This is a genomic window from Streptomyces sp. NPDC002156 (assembly GCF_053593675.1).
This window is the reverse complement of record NZ_JBSFDA010000038.1, coordinates 62052-72509: the sequence shown is the minus strand read 5'-3', so window position 1 is coordinate 72509 and position 10458 is coordinate 62052. Positions and strand designations below refer to the sequence as shown.

Below are 10458 nucleotides of genomic sequence, written 5' to 3'. Positions count from 1 at the left end.
GTCTGGGGGCGGCAGCCCCCAGAAGGATGGGACGGGTAGGGGCGGCGGGGGCGAGGAAAATGTTCGTTCTCAAGCAGCCGTCGCCTTGTACCAGTTGATGCCGTTCGTTCGTGTGCAGCTCGCCTGAGTACGGGACACCAGTACGTCCAGGTGGGCCGCCGTCTCGTTGACGGCGAGCATCTGGTTGAAGGCGTTCAGGTCCGTGAAGGGCAGTTTCCTTCGGGTCCAGCCCAACTCCCCCGCCACCTCGTACGCGTTGCGCGTCCGCGCACCCAGGATCGTCAGCGTCTCGGTGAGCCTGTCGTCGTGGTGGGCCAGGAGTTCTTCCGTGCGTGCATGCATGCTGGCGCCGACCGGGCCGTGTGCGGGGAGGAGTTGGGCGTCAGACAGGGTGGTCATTCGGCGCAGTGAGTCCAGGTAGTCGCCCAACGGCAGGGCCGTACCGCCCAGTTCGAATCCGATCGACGGGGTGATGTGCGGCAGGACGTGGTCCCCGGAGAACAACAGGCCCCGGGCCCGGTCCAGGTAGACGACATGGCCCCGGGTGTGACCGGGCGTCGGGACGACCGACAGCGACGTGTCACCGAAGCGGAGTTCCTCCTCGTCCAACCAGCGGTCCGGCGCCTCCCACACACTCAGGTCGAAGTCCCTGTCGTACATCGCCGCCACCCGCTCGGCGAGTTCGTCCGCCCCTGCCCTCCGCAGCGTCCGGAGCGAACCGACCGGCTCGTTCGAGCGCAGCTCCCCCAGCAGCTCCAGCCCGCGCCGCTCCCCCGCACCGAGGTACACCCGGGAGCCGAGCAGCCTGCGCAGTTCGACGGCCTGGGTGTAGTGGTCACGGTGGATGTGGGTGACCAGGATGTGGCTGATCTCGCCCAGGTCGTGGCCCAGTCCGGTCAGGGCGTCCTCAAGTGCCTTGCGGGACTCCGGGATCGACCATCCTCCGTCGATGAGGACCAGCCCCTCCGTCAGTCCCTCCAGCGCGTAGACGTTGACGGCTCGCAGTCCGTCGTCCGGCAGCGGGAGCGGAATGCGGTGGACGCCGGGTCGTACGGTCTCGGGTCCGCCTTCCGCCCACCGTCCGCGGTCGAAGCGGGGGGTGGGCGTCGTGGGGGTGGTCATGCGTCTCCTTGGCGGTGCTGTTCGGCGTGTTCGGGGAGCCTTGCGTGCAGTTCGCGGGCGAGGCCGCGGGCTCCCGAGCGGTCGAGCTTGCCGACTGTCGTCTGCGGCAACTCGCTTACATTGAACGCGTATTCGGGCCACTTGGACTTCGACAGGCCGGTGCGGGCCAGGTGTTCGCGGATCTCGTCGAGCCCGAGTCCGGCGCTGCCGTCCTCCAACACGAGGAGGACGGCGGCGCGTTCGCCGAGGAGCGGGTCCGGGACGGGCGTAACGCAGGCGCGGGCCACTGCCGGGTGGGTGGCGACGGCTCGTTCGATCTCGGTGATGTCGAGGTTGCGTCCGCCACGGATGATGACGTCCTTCTCCCGACCCATGACGGTGACCGTGCCGTCCTCGCCGGTCGTCAGCAGGTCGCCGGTGGGGAAGAAGCCGTCGGGGGTCAAGGCCGGAGGTTCGGTCTTGCCGTCTCGGGCGTAGCCGAGGAAGAGGGACGGGCCTCGGACCTGGGCCCGGCCGGTCAGGCCCTGTGCCAGGACTGTGCCGTCGGGGGCGACCGCGCGTAGTTCGGTACCGGGGAAGGGGCGTCCGTCACGGCCGAGGCGGATCTCCTCTGGGTCGTCGGGGCGCGGAGAGGTGTGTCCCAGACACTCGGACATGCCGAAGACGCGCAGGATCCTGGTCCCCAGGGAGCGTTCGGCTCGGGCGAGGGCGCCGCTGTCCATGGGGCCGCCACCGACGGTGATCGAGCGGACCCCGTCGAGGACCTTCGAGCCGGCTGCGGCCGAGCCCATCTGGAGGGCCATGGTCGGTACGCACATGGTCCACCGGACATCATGGGCCGCCATACGTGCGAGCGCCTCCTCACGGTCCCATCGGCCGGTCAGGACGAGAGGGCCGCCCAGCATGAGGGCCAGGCAGACCCCGAAGCAGTAGGCAGCGGTCGAGGAGAGCGGGACCACGGCGGCCACGGCATCCCCGTCGCGCAGCCCGTTGACGTCGATCGTGCACGTACACGCGTAGCGCAGGGCGTCCTCGGACTGGACGACACCCTTGGGCCGTCCGGTGGAGCCGGAGGTCAGTCCGATGAGGGTGCCGCCGGACCAGCGGGACACGTCGCGCGGGCCGTGGCCGGCTCGTACCGTCCAGCCGTCGAGGGCCTGGGCCGTCCGGGCGTCCGGCATGGCCCGGTCGACGCCCCACTCCGCCATCGCGGACGGTTCGGCGATCACGACGTCCGGCCGGATGTCCTCCATGGCCGCCGCGAACTCGGCAGGGGTCGTATGCCGGTTGACCAGCGCCAGCACGCCGTTGGTCAGTCCGACGGCGAGGGTCGTGGCGACGGTCCGCCAGGAGTTGTCGGCCTGGAGGAGCACCGTGCCGCCCGGCGCCCATTCGGGGCTCATCGCCTCGGCCAGATCGGCCGCACGCTGGAGAAGGTCGCGGGCGCCGTGTCGGCCGTGGTCGTCGACGACCGCTGTGAAGTCGGCCCGCTGGGACCGCTCGTAGAACTCCCGCACTGTCTGTCGCATCCGCTTCCTCGCCTCTTCGCGAAGGGGTTGTCCAGAATGCCCAGGCCCTGGGCCAGGTCCGCAAAGTCCCGGCCGTGCTCAGCCCGCGTACATCTCCAGCTCGCCGCCCATGACGGCGATCCGGCGTCCGCGCATGTCACCGACCTGGGCGACGGCCTCCGCCCACTCCGGGCTCCGCAGCGCCTTGTGCAGGTCGTCGGCGGTGTCGAAGCTCAGGACGGAGAGGCCGTCCCAACCCTCCGAGCGCGGTTCGAGAGCCGCGTCGATGTCCGTGTGCCGCCAGGCCCTGAGACCGGGCAGCCGACGGGTGAGTTCGGCGTGGTCGCCGCGCCACCAGTCGATGAACCGCTCATGCGTCCACTCGGGCGGCCGGGCCGCCAGCAGTACGAGGTTGTACATCCGCCCTCCTTGGTCGATCACGTGAACAGGACCGCGGGCGAACGCCCGATCATCAGCCGCCGCACCTTGCCCTCTCCGTCGAGCCGGGCCGAGGCCACGAAGGTCGCCTCCGGTACGCCGGACCGCCGGACCTCGCCGAGGAACAGTTCGTCCTGGCCGACCGTGCTCGCGGTGAGCCGGTGGTGGGTGCGGACGCCCACCGCGCGCTGGGCGAGATAGCCCTCCATCTCGGGACGGCCGCCGTGGAAGTCGGTCGCGCCGTCGCCGCCGGTGGAGAACAGGATGGAGAAGGAGAAGTCGTCGCTGATCAGGTCGAGGATCCGGTCGGCGTCGTCGCTGTCCAGGATCGCGAACCAGTTGCTGAGAAAGGAGGCCGTGTGTGTGGTCATGTCCGGTCCACCAGGTCGAAGTCGGTCGTGAAGAACGACTGGTAGCGCGCCATCAGCCCGGCCGGCGAGACCTGTACGGCGGACAGGAACGCGCCGGTGGTCACACCCTTCTCGACGACGAAGCCGTACGCCGTCTCGACGTCGCCGTCGACCGCGTACCGCGTGATCTCGTGCGTACGGTCCACAGCGGCGCGTCCCGCGATGTAGTCGGCGAAGTCCGCACGGGTCGTGCCGGTCCGTTGGGCGCCGGGGAGGGCGATGAGGAACCGGAAGTCCGGTTCCAGGAGTTCGAGGGCCTTTTCCGGGTCCTGGCCGTCCATTCTGGCCATGTATTCGCGAAGCACCATTGCTGATCGCTCTCCCTCAGCGCCATTGAACCATCATCATCAAACAACCTGAGTTCAGTTCAGTTTGACTGTAAGGCAGCCGCCCCGCCCCCGACAAGGGGCGGGCCGACGTGCTATTCGGCGACCATCCGCACCACACATCCCTCGATCATCTCGCTGATCTCGGGCAGCGGGATCGCTCCGGTCGGGCGGTACCAGCGCCAGACGCTCACGATCATGCCGAGGACGCCCAGGCCGAGGGTGTGCGCGTCCCGGACCGGGAAGGCGCCCTTCGACATGCCGCGCATCAGCAGGTTCGTCCAGTCCCGCTCGACCATCTGGACCAGCTGCCGGGCCGCGACGCGCTCGGTCTCCTCGCGCTTGGACTTCCGCGGGTTGGCGAGCAGGGACATGTTGGCCTGCAGGATGCGCATCTGGCGGATCTCCTGATCGGTCACCGCGAAGGCGGCCCGGACCGCCGCGCGCAGCTCCTCCACGGGTTCCGTCTCGTCGGCCGTGGCCTCGACGAACATGTCGTGGGAGCGCTGGAGTTCCAGGCGCATGATGGTGAGCAGGCAGTGGGCCTTGGACTCGAAGTAGTGGTAGAGGGCGGTCTGCCCGATGCCGACCCGGTCGGCCACCTCCGACCACTTGGTGTTCTCGTAGCCGTCCTCCCCGAACCGCTCCACGGCGGCCACGAGGATCGCGCCACGCTTCGACCTGGGCCCCTCCTCCGGATCCACGATCCGTGCCCTTGCCATCGTCTCTCCCTCTGCTCCGCGCACGGCACCGATCACCGTCCGGTCGTCCGAGAGTAGACCCAAGTTCAAGTCGGTTTCGAATCGAAGATCGACCGGGTCTCCCCTGTGGCCTCCGGACGGGCGAAGTCGGGCGGGCGGCCGCCTAGGAACGCCGCCACGCCTTCCCGGCCCTCCGTCGACACCGCGGCGGCCGCCAGCTGGCGGGCCTCCGCGTCGAGATGTTCGTCGAAGCCGGCCAACAGTGCCCCTCCCACCAGCCGCCGTGTCGCGCCGTACGCGCCCGTGGCCCCGCGCGCCAGCGCTCCCGCCGCCTCGACGGCCTCCTCGTACAGCAGCTCCGGCGCCACGACCCGGCTCACCAGCCCCATCACCAGCGCCTCCGGGGCCGGTACCCGCCGGTTGGTCAGCAGCAGGTCCATGGCCCGTCGGGGTCCGACGAGCCGCGGCAGCGACCAGCTGGTCCCGGCGTCGGGTGTGTATCCGATCGCGGTGTACGCGGCCGTGAAGCGGGCGTCGCTCGCCGCGAGGATCACGTCCGCCGCGGTCGCAAGGCCCAGCCCCGCTCCCGCGACGGCCCCCTGGACGGCGACCACCAGCGGGGCGTCAAGACCGGCGAGGATGCGCAGCGCTCCGTGGAGTGCGTCGGTGACGTCGGTGAGGTGCCCGGCCAGGCGCTCCCCGGGCAGCGCGGCGAACTCCTTCAGATCACCGCCGACGCAGAAGGACCGTCCCCGTCCGGTGAGCAGTACGGCCCGCGCCCGCGCCTTCTCGCACTCCTGGGCGGCGTCCAGCAGCGCCCGGGCCATCGCCAGGTCGATCGCGTTGCCCGCGCCCCGGCACATCTCGATGTGGGCCAGCCCGTCTCCGTCGACCTCGACCGTGGCCCTCATCGCGCGGTCCACCCGCCGTCCACAGTGAGCACATGCCCGGTGCAGTACGAGGACGCGTCCGACGCCAGGAAGAGCAACGCCCCGTCCAGCTCCCCCTGTTCACCGCCGCGCCCCAGCATCGTGCCGCGTTCGACCCACCGCCGCGAGCGCTCGTCGGCGAACAGCTCCTCAGTCATCTCCGAGTGGAACCAGCCGGGTGCGAGCGCGTTGACCCGCACCCCCGACTGCCCCCACTGACCGGCCAGTTCACGGGTCAGTCCGACGAGCCCGGCCTTGGAGGCGGCATAGGCGGCGCCTCCCAGCGGGGCGCCGGAGACCAGCCCGAGCACGGACGAGACGTTCACGACCGATCTCGTACGACCGGACAGTGCCGCCGGTGTCGTCGAGGTCATCGGTGTCGGCGCTTCGGCCAGCAGCCGTGCCAGGTGGAACGGCGCGACCAGGTTCACCGCCAGTACGTCCGCGAAGTCGTCGGGGCTCTCGTCCTCGGCGCGTACGGCCCCGGGCGCGCCGGCGTTGTTGACGAGGACGTCGATCCGGCCGGTCTCGTCGAGCGCCGTCGTGATCAGCCGTACCCGGTCCTCCTCGCGCGAGACGTCGCAGACGACGGGGTGGATACGGGGGTCCGTATCGGCGAGTTCCTTCAGCTTCTCCAGCCGCCGGGCCGCCGCGAACACCGTCGCGCCCGCCGACGCGAGTACGGCGGCAAAGCGGGCGCCGAGTCCGGAGGACGCCCCGGTGACCACGGCCGTCCGCCCCCGCAGCGAGAACAGCTCCGTGAGCGGCTCGGCCACCGGGGTCATCCCTCCACCCCGATCGGCAGCACTGTCGCTCCGCCGTCCAGGACCAGCGTCTGTCCCGTCATCCAGGACGAGGCCTCGGAGGCCAGGAAGACGGCCGCGTGTGCCACGTCCTCCACGGTTCCGAGCCTGCGCAGGGGCAGTTTCGCCGTCAGGATCGGTTCTCGTGGCTCCCAGACGGCCCTGGCCAGTTCGGTCTTGATCAGGCCGGGCGCGATCGCGTTCACGCGTGCCATCGGGCCCAGTTCGTAGGCGAGTTGGCGGGTCATGTGCAGCATGGCCGCCTTGGTGGCGTTGTACCAGCCGATGTGCGGGTCGACGATCAGTCCGCCGACGGAGGCGATGTTGACGACCGCTCCCCCGTGCTCGGCCATCCAGTCCCGCCAGGCGCAGCGGGTCCAGGCGAGCATGCCGTACTGGTTGACCCGTACCGTCTTCTCCGCGCGCGGCAGGTCGAGATCGAGGAGCGGGCCCATGTACGGGTTGGTGGCCGCGTTGTTGACCAGCACGTCGAGCCTGCCGAACCGGGCCGTGGTCTCCTCGACACACCGCTCGGCGTCGGCCGGCTCCCCCGCGTTGGCGACGACCTCGTAGACCTCGCCGTCGCCCTTGACGCGCAGCAACTCCTCGCGTGCGGCTGCGAGTCCGTCCGGTTTGCGGGCGGCGATCACCACATGCGCGCCCGCCTCCCGGTAGGCCTTGGCGATGCCGAGGCCGATACCCCGGGAGCCGCCGGTGATCACGGCGACCCGGCCGCTCAGCACCTGTGCGTTCAGTACCTGTGGGTTCACGCCGACTCCTCTGGATACTTGGCCAGTTCGCGCCGCGCGACCGTCCGCAGATGCACCTCGTCGGGCCCGTCCGCGATCCGCAGTGCCCGGGTGATGGCGTACAGCCGCGCCAGTACGGTGTCGTCGCTGACCCCGGCCGCGCCGTGTGCCTGGACGGCGCGGTCGACCACCCGGTGGGCGACCTCCAGGGCGGCCACCTTGATGGCTGCGACCTCGGTACGGGCCGCCGAGTTGCCCTGGGTGTCCATCAGCCAGGCCGACTTGAGGACCAGCAGCCGAAGTTGCTCGATCTCGATGCGGCTGCGCGCGATCCACTCCCGCACGACACCCTGCTCCGCGAGCGCGCCCCCGAAGGCGGTGCGGGTGAGGGTGCGGCGGCACATCAACTCCAGTGCACGTTCGGCGAATCCGACGGCCCGCATGGCGTAGTGCATCCGCCCGGGCCCCAACCGCCCCTGGGCCAGAGCGAATCCTTCCCCTTCACCGCCCAACATGGCGTCCACCGGCACCCGTACGTCCTCGAAGAGCACGTCTCCGTGGCCGCAGCGGTCGGTGTAGCCGAACATCGGCAGGTCGCGCAGGACGGTGATGCCGGGGGTGTCCCGGGGGATCAGCAGCATGCTCTGCTGCCGGTAGGTGGGTGCGTCCGGGTCGGTGACGCCCATCAGGATGATCAGCCGACAGTCGGGGTCGATGATGCCGGAGGTGTACCACTTGTGGCCGTTGACGACGTACTCGTCGCCGTCCCGGGTGATCCGGGTGCGGATGTTGCGCGCGTCGGAGCTGGCGACCTCCGGTTCGGTCATCGCGAAGCAGGACCGGATCTCGGCGGTCAACAGGGGGCGCAGCCAACGGTCTTGCTGTTCGGGGGTGCCGAAGAGCGCGAGCAGTTCCATGTTGCCGGTGTCGGGGGCCGAGCAGTTGAACACCTCGGGGCCCATCACCGAGCGTCCGGCCAGTTCAGCGAGGGGCGCGTATTCGAGGTTGGTGAGGCCGGCGCCCCGGTCGCCGTGGGCGAGGAAGAGGTTCCAGAGTCCTTCGGCGCGGGCCTTCTCCTTCAACTCCCGCATGATGGGAGGGAGTTCGTGCGGGTCGTCCGCTTCCGCGAGCTGCCGGTCGTACACCGCCTCGGCGGGCAGGACGTACTCCGCCATGAACGCGGCCATCCGGGTGCGGAGTTCTTCGGCCTTCGGGGAGAGTCCGAAATCCATGGGTGGCGCTCCTTCAGGGCCTGGGGGCGACGATGTCGCGCGCCGTGCGGATCATCGCCGCGATCGTCGGCGGCAGTCGCTCCTGGTCGGGGTCGTGGTGCTTGCCCTCGCGGTGCCGGCGCAGGTTGTGGCCCATGATCGCGGCCATCTTGGTCCTGGCCAGGGCACGGAACCAGTCGAGGGCGAGGGGTTCGGGGCGGCCGTCGAGATAGGCGGCGAGCAGTTCGGTCTCGCCGGGCAGACCGGGCACCGGGCGGCCGAGTTGGGGGAAGTTGCGGTGGTCCGCGAAGAGGAGGAACCACGCGAGGTCGATACGGGGGTCGCCGACGCCCCAGATCTCCCAGTCGACGACGGCTGTCGGCCGCTCGCCCCGGCACAGGACGTTGCCGAGACGGAAGTCGCCGTGGGTCAGCACGGGCGGGACGTCCGACGGGACCCGGGAGGCCAGCGTGTCGAGCAACTCCTTGCCTCCGGGGCGGAGTTCGAGAGGCACGGCCCGCATGGTGCGGCTCCATCGCTCCAGTTCACCAGCCGGATCCAGCGGCGGTTCGGAGGCCTGTGCCTCGTACGTCTCCGCCTTCGTGTCGTGCAGGTCCCGCAGTACGCCGGCCAGCGCCAGCATCCGTGTCCGGCACAGGTCGGGAACGAGCCGGTGTTCGTCGAGGACCGGCTCGACGGCCTCGCCCGCCATGAACTCCATGGCGAACCAGGCGGGTTCGCGCTCGTCGACGGCGGCCACCCGGGGTACGGGCACCGGTGATCCGGCGAGGACGCGCAGCACCCGGGCCTGCCGGAGCACGTCGTTGCGGCCGATGGGGCGCTGCCCGGGTGGTACCGCCTTCACGACGTACGAGGTCGTCCCCGCCGTGATGGCGTACGTGAGCCCGGAGTGGCCGCCGGGCAGGGTGCGCAGGTCACCGAAGGGCTCGTCCGGATGCCGGTCAGCCAGCTGTGCACGGACTCGTGCGGCGAGTTCCGTCACGTCGGTCGCGGTGCTCAACTCCCGGCTCCCTTCGGCTCTTTGGGGAGTCCCAGCACGCGTTCGGCCAGGATGGTGCGCTGGATCTCGTCGCTGCCGCCGGCGATGCGGTAGCCGGGGGCGCCTAGGAGGTGTTCCGTCCAGGCGAAGGTGCCCCACTCCCCCGTGTCGGCGGCGAGGCGCGGCCCGAGGAGTTGCTGGACGAGGTCGGTGGTGGCGCGCATGGTCGCGGTGGCATGGAGCTTGCCGACCGAGGCCTCGGCGCCCGGTTCACGCCCGGCGACCAGGGCCGCGGTGACGCGCAGGCCGATGAGCCGCTGGACCAGGGAGCGGACGAACAGGTCGGCCGCCTGCTGCCGTTCGCCGCCGGTGAGCGGCCGGGGCAGGTGCCGGGCGAGGTCGAGGGCGCGGTCGGCGTTGTCGAGGCCGAGGCCGCCGGAGTCGAGGCGTTCGGCGGCGAGCACGGTGAGGGTGACTCGCCAGCCCTCGCCGACGGGGCCGAGCCGGTCGGTGTCGGGGACGAACACGTCGTCCAGGTAGACCTCGTTGAAGCTGGAGCCGCCGGTCATCTGCCGGATGGGCCGTACGGTCACGCCCGGGGCGTCCATCCGGACCAGGAAGACCGTGATGCCCGCGTGCTTGGGCATGTCCGGGTCGGTACGGCACACGGCGACGCCCCAGGTGGCGACCTGGGCGCCGGACGTCCAGACCTTGTGGCCGCGCAGCACCCAGCCCTCGCCGTCCGGTACGGCCCGGGTCCGGACGGCGGCCAGGTCGGAGCCGGCTTCCGTCTCGGAGAAGAGCTGGCAGGCGAGTTCGTCGGTGCGCAGCATGGGCCGCAGCCAGCGCTGCTTCTGTTCCTCCGTTCCCCAGATCCGGATCGCGGGGGCGACGAGCTGCTGGGTGACGGGGAAGATCTCGGTGCGCCGGGGAACGTCGAAGGCGGCTTCCTCGGCGCGGTACAACTGGTCGTAGTGGGCGGGCAGTTCGCGTCCGCCGTACTCCTTCGGCCAGTCGAGGGCGCCCCACCCCTGGTCGTACCGGGTGCGTTCCCACTCCCGGGTGCGGTCGGTGTGCTCGCGTTCCTCGGCCTCGGTCCGGTTCTCGAAGACGGCCACGGAGTCGTCGCCGCGGCCCCACTCCTGACGGGCGGCGCGGGCCTTCGCCGTGCCGGTGAGCCAGCGCCGGGCCTCGGCGCGGAACTCCTCGGGGCCGGGGATGCCGCTCATCGTGCTCCCTTCCGTCGGTTCCTTCCGCGGAA

Annotated in this window: 12 protein-coding genes; all 12 read right to left on the bottom strand. The window is 70.7% G+C overall.

All coding sequences use genetic code 11. From position 1 onward, the window contains the following. Window positions 1-69: 69 nt before the first annotated feature. Window positions 70-1122, bottom strand: coding sequence for an MBL fold metallo-hydrolase (locus tag ACWCRB_RS18285; RefSeq protein ID WP_450997018.1), 1053 nt, complete (start codon window positions 1120-1122; stop codon window positions 70-72). Next, entirely contained in the window at window positions 1119-2651 is a 1533-nt protein-coding gene (locus tag ACWCRB_RS18280) for a class I adenylate-forming enzyme family protein (RefSeq protein ID WP_450997017.1), read from the bottom strand. The genes ACWCRB_RS18285 and ACWCRB_RS18280 overlap by 4 nt, the downstream gene beginning before the upstream one ends. A gap of 78 nt (window positions 2652-2729) precedes the next feature. Continuing rightward, on the bottom strand, window positions 2730-3050 hold the full coding sequence (locus ACWCRB_RS18275; RefSeq protein WP_369031927.1) for an EthD family reductase: 321 nt from the start codon (window positions 3048-3050) through the stop codon (window positions 2730-2732). A 17-nt stretch (window positions 3051-3067) separates the two neighbouring features. After that, on the bottom strand, window positions 3068-3439 hold the full coding sequence (locus ACWCRB_RS18270; RefSeq protein ID WP_369031928.1) for a nuclear transport factor 2 family protein: 372 nt from the start codon (window positions 3437-3439) through the stop codon (window positions 3068-3070). After that, window positions 3436-3786 (bottom strand): nuclear transport factor 2 family protein, encoded by a 351-nt coding sequence (locus ACWCRB_RS18265; protein ID WP_450997016.1) that lies wholly within the window; start codon window positions 3784-3786, stop codon window positions 3436-3438. Before ACWCRB_RS18265 ends, ACWCRB_RS18270 begins: the two co-directional genes overlap by 4 nt. A 113-nt stretch (window positions 3787-3899) precedes the next feature. Further along, complete coding sequence (locus tag ACWCRB_RS18260) at window positions 3900-4526, bottom strand: TetR family transcriptional regulator (protein WP_369031930.1); 627 nt, start codon at window positions 4524-4526, stop codon at window positions 3900-3902. A 65-nt stretch (window positions 4527-4591) separates the two neighbouring features. After that, complete coding sequence (locus ACWCRB_RS18255; protein ID WP_450997015.1) at window positions 4592-5416, bottom strand: enoyl-CoA hydratase/isomerase family protein; 825 nt, start codon at window positions 5414-5416, stop codon at window positions 4592-4594. Continuing rightward, on the bottom strand, window positions 5413-6219 hold the full coding sequence (locus ACWCRB_RS18250) for an SDR family NAD(P)-dependent oxidoreductase (protein WP_450997014.1): 807 nt from the start codon (window positions 6217-6219) through the stop codon (window positions 5413-5415). The genes ACWCRB_RS18255 and ACWCRB_RS18250 overlap by 4 nt, the downstream gene beginning before the upstream one ends. Then, window positions 6216-7007, bottom strand: a complete 792-nt coding sequence (locus tag ACWCRB_RS18245; RefSeq protein ID WP_450997013.1) for an SDR family oxidoreductase — start codon at window positions 7005-7007, stop codon at window positions 6216-6218. The genes ACWCRB_RS18250 and ACWCRB_RS18245 overlap by 4 nt, the downstream gene beginning before the upstream one ends. Further along, window positions 7004-8218, bottom strand: a complete 1215-nt coding sequence (locus tag ACWCRB_RS18240) for an acyl-CoA dehydrogenase family protein (RefSeq protein WP_450997012.1) — start codon at window positions 8216-8218, stop codon at window positions 7004-7006. The genes ACWCRB_RS18245 and ACWCRB_RS18240 overlap by 4 nt, the downstream gene beginning before the upstream one ends. A 13-nt stretch (window positions 8219-8231) precedes the next feature. Next, on the bottom strand, window positions 8232-9218 hold the full coding sequence (locus tag ACWCRB_RS18235; protein ID WP_450997011.1) for a phosphotransferase family protein: 987 nt from the start codon (window positions 9216-9218) through the stop codon (window positions 8232-8234). Next, window positions 9215-10426 (bottom strand): acyl-CoA dehydrogenase family protein, encoded by a 1212-nt coding sequence (locus tag ACWCRB_RS18230; protein WP_450997010.1) that lies wholly within the window; start codon window positions 10424-10426, stop codon window positions 9215-9217. The genes ACWCRB_RS18235 and ACWCRB_RS18230 overlap by 4 nt, the downstream gene beginning before the upstream one ends. Window positions 10427-10458 lie beyond the last annotated feature (32 nt).